Below are 25,951 nucleotides of genomic sequence, written 5' to 3' on the forward strand. Positions count from 1 at the left end.
CGACGGTTCTGCCGTCGTCCGAGCGGCGGCTGACCGTCGGCGAATCTCGGCACGCCCGGTGCCAGGCGATGACGAACAGGCGTGGCCGTCGGTGTCATCGCCCGACCGGACGTGAGCCGAGACGGCGTCGGCCGCCGCCGATCGACGGCCCTGTCGAGGTTCGCTGATCAGGCGGGCGGGTCGGCCACGGGCATCGGCGTCTCCCGTGGGGCGCCGAACCAGCGGGCCAGTGCGTCCCGCAGCCCGGCCGAGGCGGTGTCGACGGGTTCGTCGACGGTCGCGGCCCAGGCGATGTGGGCGTCCGGACGGATCAGGAGGGCGTCGGCCGGTCGTGACTCCGCCTCGGCGCTGCGGACGTCCACTCGATGCTGCCAGCCTCGGGCGATGTCGCGGAGATCCTGGCGGTCGGCGAGGTCGAGGAGTACGGGCCGTGCGGAGTGCAGCAGTTCCGCGACGCTGGTCGCGCCCTGGTCGGTATGCAGGGCGAGGTCCGGGGCGAAGGTGCCTGCCAGGGCGTGGTGATCCGGATCGGGTACCGGGTAGCGGATGTCGGCGCCCGAGATGAGGGCTCCGATGCGCCGCAACGGCTGCTCGTCGACGAACAGTTCGAGAAAGACCTCCCGCAAGGCCTGCGCTGCCGCGTCCTGTCCGCGCCGCAGGGCGACCTGAGCCTGGGTGTGCAGCATCGTGCGGGCGCCCGCGACGTGTCGTTCGTCGTGATACGTGTCCAGCAGGCCGGGCGGCGCCCAGCCGTGCAGGTCCGCGGCCAGCTTCCAAGCGAGGTTCACCGCGTCGAGCATGCCTGCGTTGAGGCCGACGCCCGTCGCCGGGAACAGGTGGGCCGCGTCGCCTGCCAGCATGATCCGCCCGTCGCGGTACCGCGCGGCCTGCCGAGCCTCAGATCGATAGCGCGACAGCCGGATCGGATCTCCCAGCGGGATGTCGATGTCGAGCACGCGGCGAATGCTGTCTTGCAACTCGGTCAGGCTCATCGGCGTGTCGTCGTCGGTTTCGGCGGGCTCGAACTCGGTGGTGGAGACGAGCAGCATCTCGGCGGTGAGCGCGCCGATGCCGAACACACCACGATCCGTCCTGATGAAGCTCGGACGAATCCGGCCGAGTCCGGGGACGTCGAGGTGGCCGTCGTCGAACACGGCCACCGCATCGGGCGTGGTGACCTGGCCGAGGCGGTTGACCTCGGGGTAGGTCGTGCCGGGGAACGGGATTCCCGCCCGGTCGCGCACCCGGCTGCGTGCTCCGTCGCAGCCGACGAGATATCGGGACCTCACCTGGTACGGCCCGTCCGGGCCGTGCACCTCCGCGGTCACCGTGTCGCCGTCCTGACTGACCCCGATGATCTCCTGTCGACGGCGGATGTCGACGTCGAGTTCGCGGGCGTGTTCGTCGAGCAGGCGTTCGAGCTGCGGTTGCGGGAGGTGCAGTCCCCGCAACGGGGGGTCTGCCAGGCCGGTGAAGTCCAGATGCACCTCACCGAACGGAAACCGGGGAGCCGGGTGGGCGGGGCCGACGCCTGCCGCTTCGAACCGGTCCAACAAGCCTCGATAGCGCAGCAGTTCCAGGATCTGACCGCTGAGACCGTTGGCCCTCGGGATGTCCCGGGTCTGCGGCTGTCGCTCCAACACCAGCGGCCGCACTCCGGCCCGCCGCAGTTCCCCGGCCAGCAGGAGACCGACCGGGCCCGCCCCCACGATGACCACGTCGACGTCGATCACCGGCCATTCCCTTCGTGGTCCTTCGTCGCCCTTTTCATCTGACTCGGTCCCTGATGAAGACATTCGCACTTCAGTTGCTCCCGTTTTCGCCGTCGTCGAGCTCGGCCGGTGATTCTGCGGCATGACCCGGGTCTTGCCGCAAGCCCCCCGGTGCGCTATAAATTGAGAGTGGGACAAGGTGAGTCGGTCCCCCCTCTCCCCTGGTCTGCGTCCGCAGTCGCCCGCCCTGTCGGTGCCGCGCGAGAGCACTCGCTGCCCGGCGGGAACGCGGCGCCCGTGCGCGAGTCGGGTGGGGCTGCTGCGGTCGAATTCGCGATCAGGTCTCCTGACGGGCGCTGATCGGCGCGGTCGATGATGACCGTTCGGAGCCTGCTCGCGGCCCCGCCGGGATTCCGTCCGGCAACCGAAATCCTGCCCTTCGAATTCCTTCGAGAGCAATTCCGGAATGTCGTCCTTTGAGAAGGCGAATTCTCGTGATCCCAGGTCGGACGATTCTCGATTCCGGGTTCTGCCCGCCCGTCGGTGCCGTACCGCGAGCAGCGCGACGATTCCGGACTGCACTCACGAGACGCATCTCGGATGCGCACCGAAGGCATCGTGCCGACTGTTACCAGGATCGGATGCTCATACCGGCCGTCGGCCCGCGCCACCTTCGGTCGAGACAAGCCCGAATACCCGGCCAGGGCAGTGGCGGGGCCGTCGGCCGAGGGGCCGTGACGGTGGCCCGATGCGCCTCGTCGACGCCTGAGGAGCCGAGGCGGTCCGCCACGCGCTCGCCCGTGCCGCCCGGGGCCGCGACGATCATGCCGGCCGCGACGGACTACCAGTGCGCGGGGCGGGCGAGGATCGCGGGAAGCCGGGTGGCGGCGTCGCCGTCGGCGGAGTTGACCTGGGGTTGGGTGAGGAAGAGGCTGTCGGCCAGGTTCGCGCCGTGCAGCCGGGCGTCCCGGAGATCCGCGCCGATCAGATCCGCCGAACTCAGGTCGGCGTCGGTCAGATCGGCGGCGATGAGATACGTCCCTCGCAGGTCGGCTCCCCGCAGGTCGGCGCCGCGCAGTCTCGCACCGATGAGGTCGGCTTTCCGGCGGCTCTTCCGCCTGCCGGGCACTCCCGCTCGCACCAGTTCGCTGGTCCGCCGCAACACCGTGTCGACCTCGTCGTGCTGCGCGGCCAAGTCCACCGCGAGCAGTTCCTTCGGAGTGCCTCTGGTGAGACCTTCGATGCGATCTCGCAGGTCACGGACCGCTGGACGGAGTGGTACGGCCGAGGGCAGGGTCAGCGCCTCAGACAGATACCAGAGCAGCTCGTGAAGCCTGCGCATGACCGGGAGCACGGCGAACATCTGTCCGGCGGTGTCCGGGGCCGCTCGCCAGTCTCGGCCGCCGAAGGTGGTCTGGGACACGCGCTGCCCGGCGCCGAGGCAGTCGAACGAGGTGCAGCCTGCGAAGCCTCGCTGTCGCAGGTCGGCATGAATGCCGCAGCCGAAGTCCTTCCGCAGGTTCGGGCAGGCGGTGCCTGCGGCCTTGGTGATCGCGAAGTCCTTCGACGCGGTGAAGGGCAGGGCGACGCAGCACAACGCGAAGCAGTTCGCGCAGTCGGCCAGCAGGTTGCGGCGGCCGTCGAAAGACACGGCCGGGAGATTCTCGGGCACCGGGTGGGTCGCTTCCGGTCGGGCGGCTGTCGTGGTTTTCGTGTCGCCAGGAGCGGCGGGTCCACGACGGTTCTGGTCGGGAGAGGCAGTCTAGGCGGCTCCGGGCGTCGGTCGGGTCCCGGGGCGACGTGGGCGGGCCCGACACCCCTGACCCTCGCCCGTGGGCCGGGAGTCAGGTGCATCACGTCGATCCTGGTATCTCGTCAGTTCTCGACCCGGATGCCGTTCTCCAGGGTCCTGATCACGACGCTCGTCACCCCGTGTCGGGAGAGCCGTCCCTGGTCCGCCTCTTCGTAGCCGGTGTAGACCAACGACCAGAGGACGCGCTGAATCCAGTCGGGGGTGACCTCGCGGTCGAAGACACCCTCGGCCTGACCTCGTTCGATAAGCGCGATGACCGGGTCGTCAGGTGCCGAAGGCGGCGCTGGCACGCCGTTGGCGCCGCCGTGCCCCTCCAGTATCTGCGGGTCGGCGAACAGGAACATCAACCGGTCACCGACGGACACCATGGCTGCGACGAGCCTGCGCATCGCCTCGGCAGGAGCGCCCTGTTCGATCTCGGCATCGGCCACGGCCTGCTCGATCGCCTCGACGGAGTCCTCGACTGCTGCGCTGATCAGCCCGTCACGATCCGGGAAGTACCGGCGCAGGGTCGTGCGGCTGACGCCTGCGGCCTCGGCGATCTCGGGCAGGGTCGCGGTGCGGTTGCGCGCGAGTACCGACGCCGCCGCACTGAGGATGGCCCGCTGCGTGCGGCCGCGTGTTCTCGACTCCAAGGCCGGGTCGTTCATGCCGCGCATGCTATCGGCAGCAGAGCTGCTTCCCGACAGCACCGGAATGGACCTCAAAAGGACCATTAAGGTAGCTTGAAGATCTATTTAGTGGTGTGCAAGGAACGGGAGGGCACGAATGCGAATCCTGGTGACCGGTGGAACAGGGAACATCGGCAGGCTGGTCGTCGACGAGCTGTTACGGGCGGACGCCGACGAGGTGCGGGTCCTGACCGCCGACCCGGTGCGGGCGGCCCTGCCCCCGGAGGTCGAGGTCGTCGAGGGCTACCTCGGGCGTGTCGAGACGCTGCCGAGGGCGTTGGAGGGTGTCGACCGCATGTACCTCGCGCCGCTGCCGAAGACCGTCGTCGAGGTCATGCGACTCGCCGCCTCGTCGGGCGTGGAGCGTGTCGTCGACGTGGCGGGCGGCAAGGACACCTGGTGGTACTGCATCGAGGAGGCCGTCGAACAGTCCGGGATCGCCTGGACGCATCTAGAACCGGGCGAGTTCATGACCAATCGGCTGAGCTGGGTCGACCAGATTCGCGACACGGGTCGCGTGCGGGACGCCTACCCCGACTCCGCAGGCGCTGCCATCGCGCTGGAGGACATCGCGGTCGTCGCTGCCGCCATGCTCCTGGAGGACGGACACCTGGGCAGGGCCTACGAGCTGACGGGGCCGGAGACGATCAGTCGGGCGGAGATGCTCCGCTGCATCGGGCGCGCACTCGGTCGGCACATTCCCTATGAGGAATTGTCCCACGAACAGGCGGTCGAGCTGTACGCCGCGACCATGGGCGAGTTCGGGAGCTGGTACGTCGGCGGCATGGCCGATCTCGTGGCCGAGCCTCACCGGTCCACCACCACGTTCCAAGACCTCATGGGGCGCCCCGGCACGACCTTCGCCGAGTGGGCGGCGGCCAACGCGGACTCCTTCCGCTGACTCCGTGGGCCCGCCCTGACGTCATCGCCGGCGGCCGCCGTCTCGGGCCGCTCGCGGTCGTCAGGGTGGTCCTGCCAGACCCAGGATGATTCGGACCTGGTGTGCACAGCGGCTCACGAACCAGAGTGACGTCCATGACCGAGATCGACACCGCAGTCCCCGATTTCCGCGACCGGGTAGTGCTGGTCACCGGCGGCACGACGGGCATGGGCCTGGCCACCGCGCGACTGCTGCTGGAACGCAATGCCCATGTGGTCATCACCGGCCGAGACGAGGGACGGCTCGCCTCGGCCGCCGAACGGCTGAGCCGGGCCGCCGACGACGCCCGACTCCTCACCGTGCGCGCGGACTCGGCCGACCTCACCGATCTCGAGGGCCTGGCCGAGGTCATTCGGGAGCGGCACGGCAGGCTGGACGGCGTGTTCGCCAACGCGGGGGTGGGCGCTTTCCAACGAGCCGAGGAGGTCTCCGAGGCGGCCTTCGACCACGTCGTCGACGTCAACTTCAAGGGAGTGTTCTTCACCATCCAGCAGGCGCTGCCACTGCTCGACGCGGCGGGCGGCGGCTCCATCGTGATCAACGCCTCCTGGACGCTGCATCGGGGCATGGCCGTCGCACCGGTGTACGCGGCCAGCAAGGCCGCCGTCCACAACCTGGCACGGACGCTGGGCGCCGACCTGGCAGGCCGGAACATCCGAGTCAACTCGGTCAGCCCCGGCTACATCGTCACCGACATGTTCACCGGGTTCGCCCCTGAACAGGCGGCGCAGGACGCCATCGCCGCCACCGTGCCGCTGAACCGACTCGGCCAGTCCTCGGACGTCGCCGAGGCCGTGGCCTTCCTGCTGTCCCCACAGTCCTCCTACATCACCGCCCAGGACCTTCTGGTGGACGGCGGACTGGTCACCGCGCTGCCCGGCTCCTGAGCCTCGATCCAGGACGCCGAGAGAAGGACATACTGGGCCGATGAACAGCGCGTCGACCATGGGCGAGTTCTTACGTGCCCGGCGTTCCGGACTGAGCCCCGACGTCGTCTCCCTGCCGAGCATCGGGGGGCGACGTCGGGTCTCGGGGCTTCGCCGCGAGGAGATCGCCCAGCTCGCCGGGGTCAGCGTCGACTACTACACCCGTATGGAACAGGGCCGGGTGGCCAATCCATCGGATGCCGTCCTCGACGCGCTCGCTCGCGCCCTGCGATTGGACGCGGAGGAGACCCGGCATCTGCACCGACTCGCCAGGCCGCAGTCGTCCGCCAGAAGGACCGCTCGCCGCAGAACCGTGCCGCAGACGGTGCGCCCCATGCTCCGACGGCTGCTTGACGAACTGGTGGACGTGCCCGCGGTGATCCGCGGCCGCCGGATGGACGTCCTGGCCTGGAACGACGCCGCCTGTGCGCTGTTCGGCGACTTCGCCGAGCTGGACCCGGCCGACCGCAACATCGCCCGCATGACCTTTCTGAATCCCGAGTCCCGTCGGCTGTACGCGGACTGGACGGCCTGCGCTCGCGAGAACGTGGCATACCTGCACATGGAGGCAGGTCTGCATCCCGACGACCCGCAGCTGGCGGGCCTGATCGGCGAGCTCTCCATGAAGAGCGAGGACTTCCGCCGCTGGTGGGCCCAACACCCCGTGCAGGACGGCACCTCGGGCATCAAACGGTTCCACCATCCGGTGGCAGGCGAGCTGACACTGGAGTACGAGACCCTGCGCGCGGCGGGCGACCCGAGTCAGGCGCTGCTCATGTACGCCGCCGAACCGGGCAGCCCCTCGCACGACGCCCTGCGGCTGCTGCTCGCCTGGGCCGTTCCGGAAGCTGCCTGCGCCCCTGAGGCGTCGAGCCGGTCGGGGTTTGACACAAGGCGAGCAGAGGAGCTCTAATCGCTTCTGTGTCGCGTGACGCCGACCAGAGAGCAGTGGGCAGGTCGGCAGTCGGGCGGTCACCTTCGCCAAGGGATCGTGTCATGAGTTCACTCTCCGCATCCTGCGTCTGACCCAGGCGGCGCCTCCGCGTGCGCCCTTCCCGTACTGCCGTGCCCGGCACCGTCGTCTCGAGTCCATGACCTCGCCGATCGTCTAGACCGACCAGAACCCTCGGGGCGGTCGGCGGTCTCTGCTGCCCGATCGAGGTCTCGGCCGCGACAGCACGGCCGTGCGATCTCGGCTGCGCCTGTCGTCCTCTTCTCGTCGCGATCACGCGACCCCTCGACTTCCGGGAGAACCGAACACGCATGTCCAGCTCCTCCCCCGGTGACTCCGTCACCCGAGACTCCTTCCACGACTCCGTCATCACCGAGTTCCGCGCGAACGGCGGCACGGTCGGCGGCCCCTTGGCGGGCGGCGACCTGTTGTTGCTGACCACCACCGGAGCACGAACCGGCAGTGAGTCGACCGTCCCCCTCGGCTATGTGCGGGACGGCGACCGGCTGCTGGTCGTCGGCTCCAACCTCGGCGCGCCCCGCCATCCGGCCTGGTATCACAACCTGCTCGCTCATCCGTCGGTCCGAGTGGAGATCGGCACCGAGACGTTCGAGGCGATCGCGGTCCCGGCAGAAGGCGCACGGCGCGAGCGTCTGTTTCGGCAGGTCGTGGCGGCGGTGCCGGGCTATCGCGACTATCAGGACCGCACCACCCGCCCGCTGCCGGTCGTGGTGTTGGAACGCGGCGACGCGCACTCGGCCGAGCACACCGGCGACGGGAGTCCTCGCGGGATCACCACCCTCGCCGACAAGCTCCTGGCAGTCCACGCGTGGCTTCGCGGCCAGTTGCGGCACCTTGTCGCCGAGACCGACGCACACCTCGCCGCGCGCGCAGCCCACCAGGGGCCGGGCGCGCCGCCCGCGCCCGGACTCGGCATGCAGATCCGACAGCACTGCCTGGCCTTCTGCGAGACGCTGGAGTTCCATCACACCAGTGAGGACGCGCATGTCCTCCCCGCCATCGCCGAGCATCAGCCGCAGTTGCGCGCGGCCGTGGACCGTCTTCGGGAGGAACACCGGACGGTCCGCCGCATCAAGGAGGAGATCCTCACCCTGCTGACCGAGATAGGCACGACCGACGCCCGCCGGTTCCGCACGGAGCTGGACCGCATGTCACGAGAGTTGATCGCGCACCTGGACTACGAGGAGGAGACCGTGCTTCCCATCCTGGCCGCGATTCCGCTGCCGGGGCGCTAGCGAGCAGCCGGTGTCCGCCGTTCGGCGGGGACGCCGGGGTGGAGGTGGGGACGGGAGTCTCCCCGCCCCACCGGCTCCGGCCCGTTGTCAGCGTTCACGGAGCCGGGAGCTGTGCCGTCGCGCCTGGAAGCGGTTTCCACACACGGCCATGGAACACCAGCGTCGATCGCCCGAGCGGGAGACGTCGTGGAAGTGCAGGACGCAGTCCGGGCGAAGCGACGCTGGCGCCCGCACAGCATCGTTGCTCGTAGCCGGAGTCAGTTCGTCTCCGCAGCGGCCTCGCCTGCTCGCCGCAACTGCTCGGTCAGCGCGTCGAGCTGAGCCTCGGCGCGTTCGGCGCGCGCCAACGCGAGGGCGCGGACCTCCTCGAAGGCTCGCAGCCGTTCTTCGGCGGCGGTGCGGGCGTCGGCAGCGGCCCGCAGCAGGTCGGCGCGTTGGTCGGCGGCCTCCGCGTGCAGTCGCTCGGCCTCGGTCGTGGCGAGTCGCCGAGCATCGGCGAGCTCGGCTCGGACTCGCTCCACCTCGGTGCGGGCATCGCTCGCCGTCTGCTCGGCCTGTTGAGCGGACACCTCTGCTCGCTCTGCGCGCACCACGGCCTGCTCTCGGGCGGCGCGCTCCTCCGCGATCTCCTCGGCGGCGAGCCGCCTCGCCTCGGTGATCTCCTGAGCGGCGGCGCGGCGGGCCTGCTCGGTGTCGCGCACGGCCGCTTCGCGGATGCCTTCTACTCGCTCGTCGGCCGCTCGGCGGATTCGGGCGGTCTCCACCTCGGCCTCGTTCCGCGCCGCCTCGACATCGGCTGCGGCCTGCCGGATCGCCGCTTCCATGCGGCCCTGCAGGTCGCGCAGCTCGTCCTGGGCGATCTCGGCGGCACGTTCCGCCTGCTCCGCGGCGGCGCTCGCGTCGTCGGCAGCGGCCATGGCCTCGGTGCGGTCCTTCTCTGCGGCCCGCCGACGCCGCTCGGCCTCGGCGATACCCGATTCGGCCTCGGCGATCCGCCGGGTCGCGTCGGCCTGCGTCGCCTGAATCTGCTCTTCGGCGACTCCGGGGTCGGCCAGGGTGTTCAGCTCGGCCACGGCCTGCTGCATGGTCTTGCTGACCTGGGTCGCCAACCCGCGAAACTGCGTCAGCAGGTCATCAGCCCTGATCTTCGCGGCGGTGACCGGTCCAGCCTGTTTCGTCACGGTGACGTTACTCGTGACGTCGTTCCCCTCCTGGGAGAGCCGCTGTCGCTCTCGCCAGGCCCGCCACCGGGTGTGCTCCGCAAGATCGCAGTACTCCGACGGTCTGCCGGGTCCCGCGCCTCGATGCACCGCGCGCTCACAGCCGGGATAGTTGCAGGTGTTCGTCTTGGCGGCTGCCTCGCTCGACGTCGCCGTCGTGGTCTCGGGGAGCTCCTGCGTGGTCATGAGGCGTGAGCCTAGTGTTCGCCGTGGGCAGACGTTTCTCACGAAACGCGCGTGGTGATTCGTTCGTGGTGATGAAATCCGGTGCCGTCCTGGCGATGGTTCATCGAGGGTGATCCGATCGGCAGGCCGTTCACGGGACTGCCTGTTCTCGATGCGCCGCCCCGGCCGGGGCGGCGTCCGGCGTCGCCGCAGCCGAGCTGAGGTCCGATGTGGACGATGCGCTGTTCCGTCCGGGCAGGCTGCCCCGGTAGCATCCCTGCCGATGACGATGCACGCGCCCCGATCGGACCCGTCGGGCCGTGCCGGTCCGATGCCGACAGATGCGTTGAGCTGGGTCGGGCGCAAAGTACGCCTGCGCCAGATCGTCCCCGCCGACCGCCGTACCTTGACGGGTTTCGATCGAGACTCGACTCGCAGCCCCGCTTCGCAGATCGGCGGATACCGGCACTGGGCGGAGCATCGGACCGCGCCCTCCGATTCGGGCGACGACTTCCGGTTCGCGATCGAGACCCTCTACGGCCGGATGCTGGTCGGGTCGATGTCCGCCGTCCAGACGGACGCCGCGTCGGGTCGGTTCAGCTACGGCATCGGCATCGGGACCGCACATCGGCGCTGTGGTTACGCGGGCGACGCCATCACCGTGTTGCTCAACTTCATGTTCGGCAGGCGCCGTTACCAGAAGTGCGAGGTCAGCATCTACGGCGGCAACCTCGCCTCCCTGTCGCTCCACAGCGGACTCGGCTTCCGCGAAGAGGGCAGGCCGCGAGACACCGAACTGCTGCGCGGCGAGGTGAAGTATCCGGTGCTGATGGGCATCACGGCTCACGAGTTCGCAGTCCGCCACCCCCACGGCACGACATCCGCACCGTCGGACCAGTCCCGACGCGGCAGGCATTCACGGACGCGCCGCCGCGGCCGACACTGGCGCGGCCAAGACTCCGGCTGACGTCGACCGCGCCGTATCGGTTGCCGACACCGGTCCTCCCCGTGCCGAGACGGACCAGCTCGCCTGGCGGACACGGACGCCCAACCCACGCCAGCGCCATCTCCCGCTGGGGGTGGCTCTGGTCATCGGGATGGTGCTGATCCCTTCAGCAGGGTGGTCCGCGCTCCGGGTGCTGGTCCGCTCCACCCTCGTCGCCGATTCCCATCCCGGGCTCGAGCCGGCGACGGAGGAGTGTCCAAGTCAGCTGACACGACCGGCGGATCGATCGTGTTTGCCGGGCGTGGCGCGGGGACGGAGCCTAATCCGGCGATTATCGTCCGACGGTGTCCGAAACAATCGATCCGTGAGGGGGATTCACGAATAGGTTCCCTGTTCCGCAGGACTCGAATCGGTGAGACTCCCGCACCGGACACCGTGGGAGATTGGGAATCCGCCGTCGACACCGGGTAAATAACTCCGCTGTGAGTTGCCTGCACTTGACCAGTGCCGTCCTCGGCCCGGGTGACACAGGGATCTCTCGGAAAAATCATCGGCGTATCGAATCGAGGATTCGAGGATCCGCCATACTCGGCGATTCGACGTGCTGACTGGGTCGATCGCGCCGAGAAAGCGGCTCCGTATCGAGAGAAGGGTGAGAGAGAACGTCATGAGCGCTGCGAAAGAACCGTCGCCGAAACGCATGGCCAGGGCCCGGATCGGTCGAGATCCCAGCTCCGCGCTGGCCGTGATGACGGCACTGATCGGCACTGCACTGCTCGGCTCGGCACTGGTTGCCGGGCCCACCGGCACGGCGGCGACCCCCTCCTCCGCCGGGCTCGCGAGACAGATCGTCGATCCCCAGTTCAACGTCATGGTGGAAGGCGACGCACAGCTCTACGAGAACGAGACCGAGGGCCCGGTGGCCTTGGGCGGCGATCTGTCGTTCCGGACCTACAACGTGGCTGCGAACGATCCGGGAACCTACGTGGCCCCCGGTGACGCTCGCCCAGCGGGGCTCGTGGTCGGCGGAGGCATCGACTTCGACGACACCCCGATGTACGGGCAACTGCGTGTGCTCCAGAACAGCTACGCCAAGATCGGTGACCTCTCCGGTGCGGAGGTGGTCGACGCAGGCAACCTCAGCTTCATTCAGGAGGCGGGCACCGTCATGGGCAGCCTGCCCTCGGTGAGCGTGCAGACCGATCAGCCGGTGGAATCGGTCGGGAGTCCCGCGGGATCGATTTCGCGGGATTGTTCGCGGGGTATCGCAGTATCGCGAGCGGTCTGGCCGGCTGTCCGCAGACGGTGGAACTGCTCGACCAGAATGGCGCGGGACCGTGGAACGGCATTGATCCCAACGCCACGATCGAGCTGGTCGACGGCCAGAACATCCTGAACCTGACTGCCGATCAGCTCGCCGTGCTCGACAACATCAATCTGGCTCCCGGCAGCCCGGCTCCGGCCGCAGGCCGTTGGCTGATCTTCAACGTCCAGGTAGAGGGTGACTACGTCTTCAGCGTGCCCAACCTCGGCTTCCAGGGTAATCAGGTCTCCCGGCACATGCTGTGGAACTTCACCACCAGCGGCACCATCACGTTGCCTGCGAGCACGGGCAGGACGGTGTGGGGCACCTTCTATGCACCCAACGCTCGCCTCGTCGACCTCAGCGCAGGCAACATCGAAGGCAACGTGGTGGTGCGGGAGTTCCAGCACGGTGGCGAGGAGGTCGGCGTCAGCGGCGGCGAAGTACACCCCGCGTACTTCGAGGATGACGTGATCACTTGTGACGACGTCCCCCCGACGGAGCCGACCGAGCCGACCGAACCCACGGAGCCGACGGAACCCACGGAGCCGACCGAGCCGACCGAACCGACCGAACCCACGGAGCCGACCGAACCGACCGAACCGACCGAACCGACCGAACCCACGAGCCCGACCGAGCCCACGGAACCAACAGAACCAGGTGAGCCGACGGAACCGACCGAGCCCACGAGTCCCGGTGAGCCGACGAGGCCGGAGCCGACCAAGCCGGGTGGCGGCGGCAGTGTGCATGCCCCCGAGCCCCCGCAGGTCGTCCCCGTCGCGCACGTCGAGCAGGCGAGTTCCGGACGTCTCTTCACGGCGGGCCTCGGCGCAGTCCTGATCGCATACTCGGTCCTCGTCTTCCTGCGACGTCCTCGACGACTGTCCTGACGCGGTGCCCGCCGTGTCGCGCTCCGGCGCCTCCTGGAACGCGACGCGATTTGGGCGCGACGGGGGCTGACCCGGTCCCGTCACACCCTGACGCCCGGTGCGAGTACATCGCACCGGGCGTTGTCATGCGGAGACTCCTCACCCCGACTAGACCGAGTGCCAGATGATCCAGCGTCTGGCGGCATCCCGTGCACCGTCGGCTCGCCGGGCTCGACAAGGCGAACACTCTCCGGCACCACTGCTTCAAGCAGTTCGAGGTGTCGCCGAGCGACTACCGACGGGCGTTCCACCGGACAGAGCAGCAGGCACCGAGCCTGCACGCCTCCAGATGAGTCGTCGCGGCACTCCGCGTGAGCCCCTGCTCGGTGAGCGAGGAACGTCCACGGGTCCCCTGTCCCGGGGCCTGCACGCCATCCCGTTGTCCAGACGGCCCGGCGCCTCGACCAGGGCACAACGCGGCTCCCCGGTCGCCGTGGATCCCGTCCGGCGCGGCTGACCAGCGACGCTGCGTGCTCGTCGGCAGTCCCGAGGACACTGCGTCGCCGCGCCGATCCACTACTGGGGCGGACGGTGCAGGTGTGGTGCCGCGAGGCCGTGCCTGGGGGCTTGTCGCCGGGCTAAGCGGTCGGCGATCGCTCGGAGGTCTCGTCGTTGTGGCCACGTGGGTGAGCTGGTGTTGTGACGGTCTGTGGAGTTTCGGGTGGGTCGTTATGGCGTGGCGGGGTGCTGGGTCACAGATGTTGGAAGCGGTGGGTGACCGGCGCTTACGGTCTGGCTTGTACGTCACGGTCCGGTCACGAGAAAAGCATCAAGCAAGGCCCCCCGCGTGTGGGAGTGAGTCCCCCCGGGATGTGTGGGCCGGTCGGTTTTCCCCGCCGATCGCAGTGGCTGTGCCGTTTCCCCGAGACGCAGGAAAGGTTGACGATGCCCCGTACCACTCTGAACGGGCAGTTCACCACCCCGGCGACCCCGGAGCGCACGACCGCTGAAGCTTCCCGCACGACCCGGTTCTCCCGTCGCGGCGCAGGTAAGGCCGTGATCGCCTCCGCGCTGGCGGGTGCGTTCCTGTTGGGTGGCCAGCCGATGCTGGCCGGTGCCGCCGAGGACGGCGGTCCCGACAACTTCGTGGAGGTCCAGAGCACGGAGTCGGTGCTGCCCGCGTTTTATGACAATCCCGCTCGTGGTTTGACGTCGTTGGTGAATGAGACCAAGGCGGAGGCTGATCGGGTGGCGGCGGAGGAGGCTGCGGCTGCGGAGGCGGCGGCGCGTCCTGATTTCGTGAAGCCTGCGGAGGGCACGTTCACCTCTGGTTTCGGTGGTCGGTGGGGCACCACGCATTACGGTGTCGACATCGCCAACTCGATTGGTACGCCGGTGGTGGCGGCCACCGAGGGCACCGTGATCAACGCGGGCCCGGCCACGGGCTTCGGCCAGTGGGTGCGGGTGCAGGCGCCGGACGGCACGATCACCGTCTACGGCCATGTGGAGTCGTTCACCGCTGCGGTGGGCCAGCAGGTGGCCGCGGGCGAGCAGATCGCCACGGTCGGCAACCGGGGCCAGTCCACCGGCCCGCACCTGCACTTCGAGGTCCAGGTCGGCGGTCAGAAGATCGACCCCCAGCCCTGGCTCGCCGAGCGCGGCATCACCCTCCAGTAAGACCACCGAACACCCACACCGAGACGCCCGCCAGGACACCCTGGCGGGCGTCTTCGTGCGTCCACGCCCGGGGTCACTGCCCGAGAGCACCTCGCCCACTACGGCCTCGGGGAACATCGGTACAGCCGTTGGCGCTGAGAACGATCACGGTGAACGCGCCGTCGTGGATACGCAGGGCTACCTGCTCGCGGTGGAGCACGTCGAGCACGTGATCAGCTGTCCGCGGGGTGGGCGTCGGCAAGGGCCTCGCCGAAGAGCCGTCCGGCGAGTTCCACGCAGCGCATCCGGGCAGGAGAGAAGTCGTAAGGCATCTTGGTGATCGCTGTGGCGGCACTCATCTCTGTGCCCTCCTCCCCTTTCAGGTCGGCGTCGTAGATCTCGAAGATCTTCTCCTCGGCCGCGTCGAGACCAGCTGCCTCGATGGCCTGATTCAGGGCCATTTGGTGAGCGCATCGCTGTACGGCGAGTTCTTCGACGCGCGGGTCGTCGGGTTCGACGCCGTCGTCGAGGGCGGCCTCGGCCGCCTCAAGACGGTCCTCCTCGGCCCGAAGGTCGGGGTGGGTGGCCAGCACGATGAACGTGCCGGCCTGGATGGCGGCGCCCAGCGGCCCGAAGATCCGTTCTGTGACTAGCAGGGCGTCCAGATCGGAGGGGCGCAACGCGCCCGGGGGCAGGTGGCTGAGCCGGTCCGTGACCAGTTCGGAGAGCAGCCCCAGCGGGCTGCCCACCGCCTGCAGGCGCTGGACAGCCGCGCGCCGACGTTTGATGGCGGCCTCCTGCGCCGCCAAGGTTTCCTCCAGCCTGCTCAGGACCGACTCGATATCCAGGGCGTCGTCTCCAGCTTCGTCCCGGGCTTCGCCGAAGGCGGCCCGCATGTCGTCCAGGCTGATACCGGCAGCAGCCATCTTGCGGATCCACAGCAGGCGGGTCATGTCGTCATAGCCGTAGCGGCGGCGGCCGTCTCCGCCGCGCTCGGGCTCCGGCAGCAGACCGATCTCGTGGTAGTGGCGGATGGCGCGTGGGGTGATCCCGGCGAACGCAGCGGCATCACCGATCTTGACCTGTCGGGGAGGCGTGAGGGAGGGGTACATCGCAGACAGAGCCTTTCGTGCTGTGGTGCCCCGACTCCACCACATGCCGCTACGGCATGTGCAACAACCACATCCAGGTGCCATCGGAGTCAGGCCCTAGCTGCCGCCGGGACCGATCACGACGAACCATCCGCGAGCGCACGGACCTCCGACACCTTCCGGGCCAGCACCGACACCCCCGGCAGCAGCACCCTGTGCCGGCGCAGCCAGCCCACCGCCTGGTTGAACAGTGCCACCGGCCCTTCGGCGTGCGTCCACGCCCGACCGTGCAGGAACGTACGGAACTTCCGCGCCCACTCCGCATCGTGATACTCGTACGCGTCCCGGATCTCCCACGCGTGCTCGTACGCCGTCGGCTTGCGCTCGGTGTACTGCTTCACACACGAGACGTCCTCGATGCCGAGCTGCTCCCCGAGGTACTGCACCACCGCCCACGGAACGTCCAGCGGGTCGTCCGGGAGGAACCGGCCGATGTAGCACACGGTGCACAACTGAAGGGCGAACCTGAGCCGGTTGTGATCACCGCGCGCCGCTTCGCGATGAGTGTGCGGTCCTCGTCGTCGAGGAAGAAGAACCGCTCCAGCTCCGGCCGGGTCAGCTCCTCGTTGACCTTCCCGTACGAAGCCGCCTGCTCGTCGGTCAAGAACTCCACTGGCATGGACCTGACGCTAACGACGCCCGCAGCCACTCAACGATCTTCCGCCGAACCCCCGCGCCAGGCCGATCGGCTGTGCTAGAAGCCCATGATCACCGGCTTAGCGTTAACCGCTGTACGGCTGTGCCTCAAGGCCGTCATTGGACACGTCGGCGCCTGTCGTCAAACGATCGTTTACCGACCTGCGCCGCTGAGTGGAGGCGTCGCGGATGTTGCGCATTGCGCGCCAGTGTCAACCTTCCGGCCTCGGATCAGGCCGGCCGGTCGGGGCGTATCTGGCGAGCATGGTCTGGACGGCCTGTTCGACGGCGTCGTGGATGTCGGAGGCTGCGGGGTTCCAGTCGGTCAGCAGCATGCGCGGCCACAGCACGTAGTTGGCGATCATGCCGAGGAACTGGTTCGCGGCGCTCACGGCGTCCGGGACATCAGCGTTGCCCGCCTGGTGCTCGGATTCCAAGTAGTGCTGAACGGAGGTGAAGTAGGGCAGCTTGCCGAGTGAGAACTGCATCCGTCCCAGTTCGGGGAAACGAGGCAGTTCGGCGATGACTATCCGGAACAGGGCTGTCATGCCGGGCTGGCCGACCAGGTCGGCATAGCGGTGGCCGACGGTTGTCAGCCCGGAGCGCAGGTCTCCGGTCTGTGGCCGCGCGGCAGCGTCGCCTGCGTCACGCTGCCAGGACTCGGTGACGATGGCCTCGAAGAGGGCTGCCTTGGTGGGGAACCGCTTGAACAGGGTGGACTTCGAGACGCCGGCCGCTTCGGCGATCCGGGCTAGTGAGGTGCCGTCGTAGCCGCGATCCAGGAACAGTTCTGTGGCTGCGGTGGTGATCGCCTCGCGTTTCTGCTGAGCGAGCCTGCGGTGGTGTGCGGAGAGTTCTGCTGCCATGCGGACAGTATGCCGCAGACACGAGGCGAGTCACTTGACTCGCCTCGATAGTCCTGCATACGATACGAGAGCAAGGCGAGTCGAGTGACTCGCATCCTATCTGTGGCGCCCGGGCGAATTCCGGTGCCCGCGCGGTGGAGGAACAGTTCATGACGATCGACAAGATCGCTTTGGTGACCGGTGGGAATCGCGGCCTCGGACGTGGCGCGGCCATCGCTCTGGCCACACGCGGGGTGCGGGTCTTGGTCACCCACCGCGGTGATGCGGCCGGGGCGGAGAAGACGGTGGAACAGGTGCAGGCGGTGGGTGGGACTGCCGCTGTTCTCCGGCTCGACATCAGCGACGTCTCCTCTTTCGCGTCCTTCACCTCCGAACTGAGCGAGCAGCTGGAGCGCTGGGGTACTTCACGGCTCGACATCCTGGTCAACAACGCGGGAGTGGGGATCTTCGGACCGCTGGAGGACGTCGCGATCGACGACTTCGACACGGTGATGGGCACCAACGTCCGGGGCACGTTCTTCCTCATCCAGTCACTTGTGCCGCTGCTGGCCCAAGGCGGCCGCGTCATCAACGTCTCGACGTCACTCACCCGCCACACCAGCCCCGCCACCTCGGTCTACTCCGCCTCGAAGGCCGCCGTCGAAGCCCTGAGTCGCACCCTCGCCGCAGAACTCGGCCCGCGCGGCATCCGGGTCAACTCCATCGCCCCGGGGCCGACCGCCACCGATTTCAACGGTGGAGCGATGCGGGACGACGCCGAGATGCGCCAGGCTCTGGCCGGACAGACCGCGCTCGGCCGCGTCGGCGAACCTGAGGAGATCGGCGACGCCATCGCCACGCTGGCCTCCGAGGGCCTGCGCTGGGTCACCGCCCAGCGAATCGAGGTCTCCGGCGGCGCCCTCCTCTGAGCGACCGGGCGACGGCCTATCAAGACGCAGGCAGCGACGGCCCCGACTCGCCCCCAGCCGGTCTCGTCCTCGTCCAGCTCGGGCGCGTCCGGGTCGCGCAGCGAGCGCAGGGCGCTGGCAGGGTCGAGGCGGTGAAGCTGATCTCCCACGCGTGCTCGTCCGTCTTCGGCCGCTCGGTGTACCGCTTCACCACCGACGGGTCCTCGATACCGAGCTGCGCGGCCTGGTGCTCGACCACCGGCCACGGCGCGTCACGCGGGTCGTCCGGGAGGAACCGGCCGATGTAGCGCACCGTGCACATCTGGAGCGCGAAGCCGAGCTGGTGGTGCGTTGAACGTCGACCGCGATCAGATCGCGGTCGACGTCGTCCATCCGCCGCCGCGCCTCGTCGTGGGGCACCGAGATGTCCAGATCGATCCGGTTGCGCTGCGGCCTCGGCTCGGTCATCTGCTGGAACCAGACCGACCGGCTGTTGTCCGACCGGGTCCACGAGCGCCGCCTCGGGGCCGCTGTCCGCTGCCTCGTCCCGGTATCCGAGGACGGCCTTCCAGAACGGGCGGATCGATGCGATGTCGATTGCGTCGATCGCGAGTTCCAGCACCTGTACGGCCCGCGTTCCGCCGCGTCGGCCTGGGCGTCGGTCCGCAGCCCGACCCCCGCGACGAGGGCTGAGATCCGGTGCGCGAGGTCGACGTCGTGCTGGGTCACCGACTCGGTGGCAGGCGACCGCAGCGTGAGGATCAGCCGGTCCCGGCGGAGGTCGGCGCTCAGGTGCCCGTCGGCATCGCCGTCCGTACCGGCCACGATCCGCCTGACGAGCTCGGCCGCCTCCGTCAACGAGACCACTCGCACGTAGGTGTGCAGGCCCGCCAGCACATACCGCCAGCCCAGCTCGCCGACTGTGTCGGAGATCTGCCGACTGCCGGGGGGCCGGCCCAGGTACCGATCGTCGTCCTCCACGCCGACCATCATCGCAGCCCGGCACGTCGGTCTCGTCGGTCTCGGCGACCGACCCCGCACAGGGGCCTTCTCGTCGTGGGCGGCCGTCAGCGCCTCGCGGTGGTCCTCGACCCCCAGCGGTCATCGTCACCGCGACGAAAGACAGCCGCCGTGTTCGATCCGACCCTGAAATTTCTGACCGCCGATAAGTGAACCTTATCGGCGGTCAGCGAGAGTGACGAGGCGATCACCAGGCGTTTCGCAGTCATATCGTTTCGTTTGAAACGTAACTAGCAAACGTAATGAAAGGATGGTGGCGACTACCGGAGGCGCGGGAGCGGAGTGGAACTCGGCAGTCGGGTCAGGACTCTGGTGTGGCCGAGTGATCCGGGAGTTCGCCAAACGACGCGACGGGGCGGCGCCCACGACTTCTGTCGCCCGCCTCGGCCAGGCCCTGCTCGAAGGCGGCGTTTGAGGAACATCGGAACGGAAACCAGCGCTAAGCCCTCGTTGCGCTGGTCAGGGACTCGACCGCTGACCGTTATCCATCGGTATGCAACGTTTCAGTAACGGGAGTGCTGGATGGTGGCTTGTCCGCCCGCCCTGCAGCAGCGGTGGTTATCAGGGAGCTGGCTTCTTCATGTGGTCGGCGGATAGATCGCGATGCGGCGCCTAGTTCGCCAGGTTGGCATCCGGCTGGAGTGGCCCGGCTCCGGGAGCCGGTGGGGTTGGCGGCCGTATTTGCTTAGTGAACTTTCACGTTCCGTAGCCAATAGGGCGACATGTCATTACAGTCGGTTGATCATCGGCGGGTATCGAGCGGTAGTGCTGAGTCCGTAGGGGGCACCCCATGACGAGGACGCTGTTCGGAGGTGACCGGTCGTCGGGGCCGGTCTCAGCTGGTTCTGTCAGGCCAGTGGTGTTGGTGACGCCGCCTCCTGTCACGCATCGCACGGCCGAGGAGAACCTGGGGCTGGGGTATCTGGCGGCGGTGCTGCGGGAGGATGGGTTCGAGGTCCGGGTGTTGGACGGCTGGTTGGCCGGGCTGACGGCTTCCCAACTGGCTAGCGCGGTCATGAGCGGGCCCGTGCCGCTGTTCGTCGGGTTCGCCTGTTATCGGTCCAACATGGACTCGGCGGTGACGACCGCCGCGTTGGTGCGTTCTGGGATGCCGGACGTTCCGATCGTGGCCGGAGGGTTCGGCCCGAGTTTTCACACCGGGGACTTCCTCGCTGCGGGTTTCGACGTCGTGGTGCGTGGCGAGGGGGAGTTGACCGTCGTCGAGCTCGCCCGGTTCTACCGGGATGGCACACCCGTACTGGACTCGATTCTGGGTATCAGCTTCCGGGCCGGTGACGGCGTCGTTCATCGTCCTGCCCGGCCGCTGATCGCCGATCTGGACACGGTGCCGATGCCTGCGCGGGACACGCTGGGTCTCACGTTGGCCCGCCGTAGCCCGGTGCATGTGCAGACCTCGCGGGGCTGCCAGGCCAGCTGCACGTTCTGTTCGATCGTCGCGTTCGAACGTCTCGGTGGCGGGCCGACCTGGAGGCAGCGGTCGATCAGCGGGGTCGTCGACGAGCTGGCGGCACTGGCCGCTCGTGGGGTGGAGCACGTCAAGGTCATCGACGACAGCCTGCTGGAGCCGCCCCGCGACTTGAGTTGGTGTAGTGCGTTAGCCGACGAGATCGCCCGGCGTGGTGTGAGGGTGGCGCTGCGGGGGCAGATCCGGGCCGATCGGGTCGACGACGCGGTGCTCGCCGAGCTGCGACGGGCGGGATTCTGGTCGTTCGCCTGCGGGATCGAGAACTTCTCGCCCACCGCGCTGCGGAGGATGGCCAAGCGCTCCCGCGTCGAGAACAACGTCGCCGCTCTGGAGGCATTCCGGCTGGCCGGGATGTACGTGCAGGCCGGACACATCCTGTTCGACCACGCCACCACGACGGGCGAGTTGGAGGAGAACTGGGCCGGGATGGCCCGGTTCTCCTGGACGATCTCCAAGGGTGTGTTCACCGAGATGTATGCCGCGGCCGGGACCGCCTACACCCGTGCGCTGGCTCGCACCGGACGTCTGGAGGCCGGGCCGGCCGCTGCGGGCACGGCGGGTCTGGGCAACGCGGTCTATGCGGTGGCGGATCCGGCTGCTGCGGCGGCGTATGCCGCGTTGAAGCGCTGGCAGCGCAGTCACGCCCGGATCTATGACCAGACCGTCGATCCCCTGGCCGCGCCCAAAGCCCTCGCCCCACGGGAACGTCCGGAGTTTCACCAGCTCTGCGTAGCCCTGCGCGAAGAAGACCTGAGGTTCTTTCGTTCGGTCCTCGACCTGGTCCACGCCGGTGCCTGCGTCGCCGAGACCGTGGAGTTCACCGAAGCTCGGATCGTGGAGACCGCCCCGTTCTATGTCCGCGCCACCGCCCGAGTCGAGCATGCCTACCGACGGGCTGGATTGGTCTACGACGCCGAGGACAACCCGTTTCTGTGCTGACACCACCACCGTGATCAGGGAGGACTTCATGTCCACGACAGATGCCGTGTTCCCGTGGCAGCCCAACAGCGGCCAGCGGCGGCTTCCGCTGACTCCGCTGGTCGATGCGACCGAACACTTCCGGCGCCAGGGAGTCGGACCGATCGAGCACACCGAGCTGGACGAATGTCCGATCGAGATCCGCAACATCGGCTGGACCCTGGGCAACGACTGCCCCTACCGCTGCACACACTGCTATTCGATGTCGGCACGCGAGAAGGGCATGGACTTCACCCCCGCCATCGTCGATCGCGTCATCGAGCAGCTCGCCGCCAACGGTGTCGAGACGGTCAACCTCGGCGGCAACGAACCCTTGTTCACCAACGGTCCCAACCCCGTCAACACCCTGTTGCCGCGCATCATCCACGGCCTGGCCGACGCCGGGATACTGGTCGGCCTGACCACCTCCGGCATCACCCTGACCCACCTCGAACGCGACCACGCCCACGCCCTCGCACGCCTCAACGACGTCGACGTCTCCTTCGACTCCCCGTATCCGGACGAGCACAACGCCAACCGGGGCGCGAAACTCTTCAAGCAAGCCGTCCGAGCACTGGAGATCTGCCGCGACCATGGGATCCCCCACAGCGTGATCATGTGCGCGATGGCATGGAACTTCACCGACGACCGCATCGACGCCCTCGTCTCCCTGGCCCGCGACAACGACGCACACATCCGCATCAACCCGCTGAAACCGGTTGAGGCACGCCACATGGACAGCGCTCTGCCCGCCGATCAATACTACGCCGGATTCTCCCGGCTGATGGCGCAGTGCTCCCCGATCGATCTCGGTGAACCCCCGCTGGCAGCGGTCACCGACTTCGCCGGCGCGGGCGGCTGTCCGTGCGGGAGGACGTCCTTCCGGATCCACTCCATCACCCCCGATGGGCGCATCCCCGTCTCGCCGTGCGTCTACCTGCACGACTACAAGGTCGGCGACCTCGTCACCGACGACCTCCACGACATCGTGCGCTCGCCTCAGTTCCAGACGTTCCGCCGACGCAACGCCCACCCCGAGGCCATTCCCGGCTGCGCAGGCTGCCCCCTGCTGGCCTCCTGCCGAGGCGGCTGCGCCGGGCGCTCCTACCTGCACCACGCCCACACCACCGGCCAACGAAGCCTGTTCGTCCAAGACCCCTACTGCCCGGTCGATATCGCACCGACCGCACCGTTCCCGACCAACCCGACCCTGCCCACCGACCAGCGACTCGTCCACATGGACTACCTCTGCACGTGGATCGGCAAGCCGTTACCCGCGACCTCTACCCCTTAGAACGACGGCCGACGGCCGGGCCGGGGACACAACCCGGCACGGCCGGCGGTCCGCTTCGGTGGGACGATGGCCGGGTGATCGTGCCTTCGGCGTCGCTGCGGCTGGCCACCGCCTACCTGCACCAACGGGTCAGCCTGCGCATCGACCGGCCCGCAGGAAGCCGCCACCCCCGGCACGGCTACCGCTACCCGGTGAACTACGGCTACCTGCCCGGTGTCCCGGCACCCGACGGCGACGACCTCGACGGTTACTACCTCACCACGACCCCTGTCGAGCAGGCCAACGGCGTCGTGATCGCCGTCATCCACCGCCACGACGACGACGACGACAAGCTCGTCGTCGTCGACGACCACGACACCGACCTCACCGACGACGACATCCACCGCCTGGTCGCCTTTCAAGAACTCCCCGGTCGGTACGACATCGTCCGCCACTCCATAAGCTGAACCGTCCCGTTCGGGTGGCGCCGCAAGCACGTCCTGCCGCCGACTCAAGCATGGTGACCTCCGGCCAGGCATGTAGCGGTGGGCCCCTCGTGACTTCGCGGATTCAACTGTCACGGCGCTCCGTAGCTGCTGGTCAGCCGCGTCGGCGGGGGCCGGACAATGTCTCGGTGGCCTCGTGGACGGCGGCGAGGCCGGGTTTGACGTAGCGCTGGACCGACCGCAGGGACTTGTGGCCGGTCTTCGTCATGATGACGTTGGCGGAGACGTTGGCGTCTCCGAGATGGGTGGCCGAGCTGTGCCGAAGCTGGTGCAGGCGAAGGCCGTCTCCGTGGTGGCCGAGCAGGATTCGGGCTCTGTCGTATCCGAGTCGGGCCCGGCCGGTCTCGGGGCAGATGTCGCGGGTGTCGGTGGTCGCGCGGCGGTGCGGGCCGGGCCTGTGTTCCGACAGGAACAGCGGCCCGTGTTCACGACCGGCGATGAGGCGGGGCAGCAGGTGTGCGGTGTCGGTGCCCCAGGTGATCCACATGGTGTCGCCGCCTTTGACGGTGATCCGGGCCTGCTTGTTGGCCAGGTCCAGATCCTCGATGTTCAGAGCGAGCACCGCGCTGGCTCGGGAGGCGGACTCGTAGAGCATCCGCCACAAGGTCTTCTCCCGGAGTGGGACATTCCGGCGTCGACACAGCCGATCGATCCGGGACCGCGACACGGCTTTGGTGTCGTCGTTGTTCTCGCGCCGCCGTTCGGCGGCCGCGGGCACTGCCGGTGCGGTCCAGTGTTGTCTGGTGGCGCACCAGGTCAGCCAGGAACCGACGGCGGCGCGGTTGCGGTTCCAGGTTGCCGGTTTCGCCGTGCCCCACAGCTGGCTCAGCGTGGTGGCGAGCTCGTCGTCTGCGACGTCGGCCAGCCGCCGGTTCGGGCCGAGCAACTCGGCTGCCCGGTCGAGCACGTTCGTATACGCACGCAGGGTGTGCCGGTTGCTCGTGACCTTCGGCGAGTCGAGGAAGGCGTCGATGGCGGCGCGCACGGTCGGTCCGCCGACCGTGCCCGTTCCGGATCGTCGAGTGTCGAGTGCGGTCACCGTCGCCGCCATCGTCCGCCACTCCTCGCCTAGACCTACCGGATAACACGCACGAGTCACGTATCCGCGTCCGCGTGATCCTTCCAGGTCGACTATCACCAATGTCGATCGGTCTACCGGATAAGGAACCGTTATCCGGTAGCTCCACGCAGCCTGCCCATATAGCGCAAGGTTGCGCCTCGCGTCGCACATTTGCGATGGCCGCAAAACTATGCGTATTGTGTCGTTCATGGTGATGCGAAACATTCTTAGTGATCTGTGTGGCATCGTGCACCCGCTGCCCGACCACCCTGGCGAGGACGCGCCCGACGGCGCGCTCGATGTCTTCTCCGACCAGACCGCCGACGTCGAGCACGACCGCGAACGGCTCCGGGGAAACATGGAGGCCGCCTGGGACGGCGCCGACGTCGACCCCCTGCTCGGCGAGATCAGTGACGCACGCGCCGAGATCCGTGCCGCCGAACACCGGCTGCGACTGCTGATCGCCTACGGCCGCGAGTTCGTCGAACCCCGCCCCTACACCCTCGACACCCTCGCCCAGGCCGCCGGCATGTCGGTCTCCGGGGTGCGCACCGCCTACGACGACGAGGAGATCGTGGAGGTTGCCCGGCGCATCGGCGCGAAGTTGCGCCGCCGTGACCAGGCCGACGCGGACGGGACATCGTCGTGATCGGCTTCCCGGGCGGCCTCCGGCCCCGGCCCGACGCGGCCTGCACGTGCGAACCTGCCTGGCTGGCCCTGGCCGTCCGGTTGGAGGACGGAACCCTCATCGACGTCCTGCCTGCCGCCACCCCCGGCGGGCTGGCCTGCCTGTACGCGGCCTGCTGTACTCGTTGCGCCGCGCGCTACCCGCACCCTTTCCGCGTGGCGCCCCGCACCCACGCGGCCTGACCACCATGCTGATCTCGAGAACGGAACCTGGACGGCTCGGGTGACACGTCCCCGCCGGGCCGTCCAGGTTCGAAACCGCCGCCGGGCGGCGGTTCAGCGATCGAGCGCGCTGGGCTGCACCCGGAGTGTGGCGACCTGTGTCGGAGTCTTCTTCGCGCGGGAGATGTCGGACATCGTCCAGTGCACTCCGACGACTTCCCAGGTCTCGTTACGTTCATCGCCCAGCGTGTCGCCGTGGTACCGGCGAGTCCGGACGGTGATGGTCTCCCCGACCCGGGGCACGACGACGACACCACCGGTCCCGGTCATCGAGTCGGGATACTGCAAGGGAGTGTGCGGGGCCATGAGCAGGACGTTCGCGTCGTCCCTGCCCTGCTCGTCCACGGCGAGGTAGTGGATCACCAGTTCAACGGGTGCGGTCACACCAATCCTTCCTTCGGTTCGGCTGCCTCGACCCCAACGGGGAGGATGAGCAGCAGGTTCCTCACGCATCCCGCCGTCACCTGCGCGGACTCAGCGCCTCACCGGCCCACCACCGGCGTTGTCGGCGTTGCCCAGCAGCTCGGCGGTCAGGTCACGCAGACCGGCGACGGCGGAGAACCGCGGGTCATTGGCGGGATCGTGCCCGTCGGTCTTGGCCTGCTCCCACATGGCATCGACGTACTCGTGCAGCGCCAGCCGCGCCTCGTACTGCGCCACCAGCTCCTCACCGCTCAACGCAGCGAGAGCGAGGTGATCGTGCGGCGTGAACCCGTTACACAACTCAATGACCATCATCTGGTGATCCAACTTCTCGGTCTCGTCCATCCC

The 25,951-nt window shown here is 68.4% G+C and carries 26 protein-coding genes and 2 pseudogenes; 14 read left to right on the forward strand and 14 right to left on the reverse strand.

Features of this window, described 5'->3' with window-relative positions; genetic code table 11:
• Window positions 1–167: 167 nt before the first annotated feature.
• The 3 genes from UA74_RS15155 to UA74_RS15165 form a co-directional block, all read right to left on the reverse strand.
• The gene (locus UA74_RS15155) at window positions 168–1,733 is read right to left on the reverse strand and encodes an FAD-dependent monooxygenase (RefSeq protein ID WP_075740880.1); all 1,566 of its coding nucleotides are present in this window, start codon (window positions 1,731–1,733) and stop codon (window positions 168–170) included.
• Window positions 1,734–2,553: 820 nt separating this feature from the next.
• Window positions 2,554–3,363 carry a pentapeptide repeat-containing protein gene (locus tag UA74_RS33565; RefSeq protein WP_232237773.1) on the reverse strand — a complete coding sequence of 270 codons (810 nt, stop codon included), beginning with the start codon at window positions 3,361–3,363 and terminating at the stop codon, window positions 2,554–2,556.
• A 224-nt stretch (window positions 3,364–3,587) separates the two neighbouring features.
• Complete coding sequence (locus UA74_RS15165) at window positions 3,588–4,175, reverse strand: TetR/AcrR family transcriptional regulator (RefSeq protein WP_075743849.1); 588 nt, start codon at window positions 4,173–4,175, stop codon at window positions 3,588–3,590.
• A gap of 118 nt (window positions 4,176–4,293) precedes the next feature.
• Here UA74_RS15165 and UA74_RS15170 point away from each other — a divergent pair, with 118 nt between their 5' ends.
• The 4 genes from UA74_RS15170 (at window position 4,294) to UA74_RS15185 (ending at window position 8,270) form a co-directional block, all read left to right on the forward strand.
• Window positions 4,294–5,097 carry an NAD(P)H-binding protein gene (locus UA74_RS15170; protein WP_075740882.1) on the forward strand — a complete coding sequence of 268 codons (804 nt, stop codon included), beginning with the start codon at window positions 4,294–4,296 and terminating at the stop codon, window positions 5,095–5,097.
• Between the two features lie 134 nt (window positions 5,098–5,231).
• Entirely contained in the window at window positions 5,232–6,023 is a 792-nt protein-coding gene (locus tag UA74_RS15175; RefSeq protein WP_075740883.1) for an SDR family NAD(P)-dependent oxidoreductase, read from the forward strand.
• 40 nt (window positions 6,024–6,063) lie between these two features.
• A complete protein-coding gene (locus tag UA74_RS15180) occupies window positions 6,064–6,975 on the forward strand; it encodes a helix-turn-helix transcriptional regulator (protein ID WP_075740884.1) in 912 nt (303 codons plus the stop codon).
• 350 nt (window positions 6,976–7,325) lie between these two features.
• Entirely contained in the window at window positions 7,326–8,270 is a 945-nt protein-coding gene (locus tag UA74_RS15185) for a nitroreductase/quinone reductase family protein (protein ID WP_075740885.1), read from the forward strand.
• 87 nt (window positions 8,271–8,357) lie between these two features.
• On the opposite strand, the gene UA74_RS33570 is transcribed toward UA74_RS15185, so the two are convergent.
• Window positions 8,358–8,504: a CGNR zinc finger domain-containing protein gene (locus UA74_RS33570; protein WP_404799979.1), complete on the reverse strand. Its 147-nt coding sequence runs from the start codon at window positions 8,502–8,504 to the stop codon at window positions 8,358–8,360.
• Between the two features lie 23 nt (window positions 8,505–8,527).
• Window positions 8,528–9,676 carry a coiled-coil domain-containing protein gene (locus UA74_RS15195; protein WP_075740886.1) on the reverse strand — a complete coding sequence of 383 codons (1,149 nt, stop codon included), beginning with the start codon at window positions 9,674–9,676 and terminating at the stop codon, window positions 8,528–8,530.
• 310 nt (window positions 9,677–9,986) lie between these two features.
• On the opposite strand from UA74_RS15195, the gene UA74_RS15200 reads away from it, so the two are divergent.
• The 4 genes and pseudogenes from UA74_RS15200 to UA74_RS15220 all read left to right on the forward strand — a co-directional run bounded on the left by UA74_RS15200 (window position 9,987) and on the right by UA74_RS15220 (window position 14,450).
• Window positions 9,987–10,622: a GNAT family N-acetyltransferase gene (locus tag UA74_RS15200; RefSeq protein WP_075743850.1), complete on the forward strand. Its 636-nt coding sequence runs from the start codon at window positions 9,987–9,989 to the stop codon at window positions 10,620–10,622.
• Window positions 10,623–11,472: 850 nt separating this feature from the next.
• Window positions 11,473–11,724: pseudogene (locus UA74_RS33925) on the forward strand (collagen-binding domain-containing protein); the annotation flags it as partial.
• 89 nt (window positions 11,725–11,813) lie between these two features.
• Window positions 11,814–12,794: pseudogene (locus UA74_RS33575) on the forward strand (collagen-binding domain-containing protein); the annotation flags it as partial.
• 924 nt (window positions 12,795–13,718) lie between these two features.
• Window positions 13,719–14,450, forward strand: a complete 732-nt coding sequence (locus UA74_RS15220; RefSeq protein ID WP_232237774.1) for a M23 family metallopeptidase — start codon at window positions 13,719–13,721, stop codon at window positions 14,448–14,450.
• Between the two features lie 212 nt (window positions 14,451–14,662).
• Here UA74_RS15220 and UA74_RS15225 read toward each other — a convergent pair whose 3' ends face one another.
• From UA74_RS15225 to UA74_RS15235, 4 genes are all read right to left on the reverse strand, one after another.
• Window positions 14,663–15,541, reverse strand: a complete 879-nt coding sequence (locus tag UA74_RS15225; protein WP_075740887.1) for a MerR family transcriptional regulator — start codon at window positions 15,539–15,541, stop codon at window positions 14,663–14,665.
• A 116-nt stretch (window positions 15,542–15,657) separates the two neighbouring features.
• The gene (locus tag UA74_RS33580) at window positions 15,658–16,023 is read right to left on the reverse strand and encodes a DUF4158 domain-containing protein (protein WP_232237775.1); all 366 of its coding nucleotides are present in this window, start codon (window positions 16,021–16,023) and stop codon (window positions 15,658–15,660) included.
• Window positions 15,918–16,199, reverse strand: coding sequence for a DUF4158 domain-containing protein (locus UA74_RS33585; RefSeq protein ID WP_232237776.1), 282 nt, complete (start codon window positions 16,197–16,199; stop codon window positions 15,918–15,920). Before UA74_RS33585 ends, UA74_RS33580 begins: the two co-directional genes overlap by 106 nt.
• Window positions 16,200–16,428: 229 nt before the next feature.
• Window positions 16,429–17,082, reverse strand: coding sequence for a TetR/AcrR family transcriptional regulator (locus UA74_RS15235; protein ID WP_075740888.1), 654 nt, complete (start codon window positions 17,080–17,082; stop codon window positions 16,429–16,431).
• A gap of 149 nt (window positions 17,083–17,231) precedes the next feature.
• Here UA74_RS15235 and UA74_RS15240 point away from each other — a divergent pair, with 149 nt between their 5' ends.
• Window positions 17,232–17,990 carry an SDR family NAD(P)-dependent oxidoreductase gene (locus UA74_RS15240; RefSeq protein WP_083684065.1) on the forward strand — a complete coding sequence of 253 codons (759 nt, stop codon included), beginning with the start codon at window positions 17,232–17,234 and terminating at the stop codon, window positions 17,988–17,990.
• Window positions 17,991–18,009: 19 nt separating this feature from the next.
• Here UA74_RS15240 and UA74_RS34270 read toward each other — a convergent pair whose 3' ends face one another.
• Both UA74_RS34270 and UA74_RS33590 read right to left on the reverse strand, forming a co-directional pair.
• The gene (locus UA74_RS34270) at window positions 18,010–18,291 is read right to left on the reverse strand and encodes a DUF4158 domain-containing protein (protein ID WP_404799980.1); all 282 of its coding nucleotides are present in this window, start codon (window positions 18,289–18,291) and stop codon (window positions 18,010–18,012) included.
• Window positions 18,177–18,950 carry a hypothetical protein gene (locus UA74_RS33590; RefSeq protein ID WP_232237777.1) on the reverse strand — a complete coding sequence of 258 codons (774 nt, stop codon included), beginning with the start codon at window positions 18,948–18,950 and terminating at the stop codon, window positions 18,177–18,179. Before UA74_RS33590 ends, UA74_RS34270 begins: the two co-directional genes overlap by 115 nt.
• A gap of 904 nt (window positions 18,951–19,854) precedes the next feature.
• On the opposite strand from UA74_RS33590, the gene UA74_RS15250 reads away from it, so the two are divergent.
• The 3 genes from UA74_RS15250 to UA74_RS15260 all read left to right on the forward strand — a co-directional run bounded on the left by UA74_RS15250 (window position 19,855) and on the right by UA74_RS15260 (window position 23,172).
• Entirely contained in the window at window positions 19,855–21,414 is a 1,560-nt protein-coding gene (locus UA74_RS15250; protein ID WP_198043039.1) for a B12-binding domain-containing radical SAM protein, read from the forward strand.
• 28 nt (window positions 21,415–21,442) lie between these two features.
• Window positions 21,443–22,726: a radical SAM/SPASM domain-containing protein gene (locus tag UA74_RS15255; RefSeq protein ID WP_075743852.1), complete on the forward strand. Its 1,284-nt coding sequence runs from the start codon at window positions 21,443–21,445 to the stop codon at window positions 22,724–22,726.
• A 74-nt stretch (window positions 22,727–22,800) separates the two neighbouring features.
• Window positions 22,801–23,172, forward strand: coding sequence for an inorganic diphosphatase (locus UA74_RS15260; RefSeq protein ID WP_198043040.1), 372 nt, complete (start codon window positions 22,801–22,803; stop codon window positions 23,170–23,172).
• Between the two features lie 133 nt (window positions 23,173–23,305).
• Here the strand turns inward: UA74_RS15260 and UA74_RS15265 are convergent, their stop codons facing one another.
• Window positions 23,306–24,262, reverse strand: coding sequence for a tyrosine-type recombinase/integrase (locus UA74_RS15265; protein WP_075740890.1), 957 nt, complete (start codon window positions 24,260–24,262; stop codon window positions 23,306–23,308).
• Window positions 24,263–24,479: 217 nt separating this feature from the next.
• Here UA74_RS15265 and UA74_RS15270 point away from each other — a divergent pair, with 217 nt between their 5' ends.
• Window positions 24,480–24,920, forward strand: coding sequence for a hypothetical protein (locus UA74_RS15270; protein ID WP_075740891.1), 441 nt, complete (start codon window positions 24,480–24,482; stop codon window positions 24,918–24,920).
• Window positions 24,917–25,141, forward strand: a complete 225-nt coding sequence (locus UA74_RS15275; protein WP_075740892.1) for a hypothetical protein — start codon at window positions 24,917–24,919, stop codon at window positions 25,139–25,141. The genes UA74_RS15270 and UA74_RS15275 overlap by 4 nt, the downstream gene beginning before the upstream one ends.
• A 93-nt stretch (window positions 25,142–25,234) precedes the next feature.
• Here the strand turns inward: UA74_RS15275 and UA74_RS15280 are convergent, their stop codons facing one another.
• Together UA74_RS15280 and UA74_RS15285 are read right to left on the reverse strand one after the other, a co-directional pair.
• Window positions 25,235–25,564, reverse strand: coding sequence for a hypothetical protein (locus tag UA74_RS15280; protein WP_075740893.1), 330 nt, complete (start codon window positions 25,562–25,564; stop codon window positions 25,235–25,237).
• A gap of 90 nt (window positions 25,565–25,654) precedes the next feature.
• Window positions 25,655–25,948, reverse strand: a complete 294-nt coding sequence (locus tag UA74_RS15285; protein WP_075740894.1) for a hypothetical protein — start codon at window positions 25,946–25,948, stop codon at window positions 25,655–25,657.
• Between the last annotated feature and the right edge of the window lie 3 nt (window positions 25,949–25,951).

The sequence above is a fragment of the Actinoalloteichus fjordicus genome (assembly GCF_001941625.1).
In the GTDB taxonomy this organism is placed as follows: Bacteria; Actinomycetota; Actinomycetes; order Mycobacteriales; family Pseudonocardiaceae; genus Actinoalloteichus_A; species Actinoalloteichus_A fjordicus.

Excerpts from the sequence above, each read along its gene's own strand:
- UA74_RS34270 (WP_404799980.1), bottom strand. The coding sequence starts at position 18,291 with ATGTGCACGGTGCGCTACATCGGCCGGTTCCTCCCGGACGACCCGCGT.
- UA74_RS15175 (WP_075740883.1), top strand. The coding sequence starts at position 5,232 with ATGACCGAGATCGACACCGCAGTCCCCGATTTCCGCGACCGGGTAGTG.
- UA74_RS15255 (WP_075743852.1), top strand. The coding sequence starts at position 21,443 with ATGTCCACGACAGATGCCGTGTTCCCGTGGCAGCCCAACAGCGGCCAG.
- UA74_RS15170 (WP_075740882.1), top strand. The coding sequence starts at position 4,294 with ATGCGAATCCTGGTGACCGGTGGAACAGGGAACATCGGCAGGCTGGTC.
- UA74_RS15220 (WP_232237774.1), top strand. The coding sequence starts at position 13,719 with ATGCCCCGTACCACTCTGAACGGGCAGTTCACCACCCCGGCGACCCCG.
- UA74_RS15200 (WP_075743850.1), top strand. The coding sequence starts at position 9,987 with ATGCCGACAGATGCGTTGAGCTGGGTCGGGCGCAAAGTACGCCTGCGC.
- UA74_RS15240 (WP_083684065.1), top strand. The coding sequence starts at position 17,232 with ATGACGATCGACAAGATCGCTTTGGTGACCGGTGGGAATCGCGGCCTC.
- UA74_RS15235 (WP_075740888.1), bottom strand. The coding sequence starts at position 17,082 with ATGGCAGCAGAACTCTCCGCACACCACCGCAGGCTCGCTCAGCAGAAA.
- UA74_RS15225 (WP_075740887.1), bottom strand. The coding sequence starts at position 15,541 with ATGTACCCCTCCCTCACGCCTCCCCGACAGGTCAAGATCGGTGATGCC.
- UA74_RS15180 (WP_075740884.1), top strand. The coding sequence starts at position 6,064 with ATGAACAGCGCGTCGACCATGGGCGAGTTCTTACGTGCCCGGCGTTCC.
- UA74_RS15270 (WP_075740891.1), top strand. The coding sequence starts at position 24,480 with ATGGTGATGCGAAACATTCTTAGTGATCTGTGTGGCATCGTGCACCCG.
- UA74_RS15265 (WP_075740890.1), bottom strand. The coding sequence starts at position 24,262 with ATGGCGGCGACGGTGACCGCACTCGACACTCGACGATCCGGAACGGGC.
- UA74_RS15185 (WP_075740885.1), top strand. The coding sequence starts at position 7,326 with ATGTCCAGCTCCTCCCCCGGTGACTCCGTCACCCGAGACTCCTTCCAC.
- UA74_RS33585 (WP_232237776.1), bottom strand. The coding sequence starts at position 16,199 with ATGCCAGTGGAGTTCTTGACCGACGAGCAGGCGGCTTCGTACGGGAAG.
- UA74_RS15285 (WP_075740894.1), bottom strand. The coding sequence starts at position 25,948 with ATGGACGAGACCGAGAAGTTGGATCACCAGATGATGGTCATTGAGTTG.
- UA74_RS15165 (WP_075743849.1), bottom strand. The coding sequence starts at position 4,175 with ATGAACGACCCGGCCTTGGAGTCGAGAACACGCGGCCGCACGCAGCGG.
- UA74_RS15195 (WP_075740886.1), bottom strand. The coding sequence starts at position 9,676 with ATGACCACGCAGGAGCTCCCCGAGACCACGACGGCGACGTCGAGCGAG.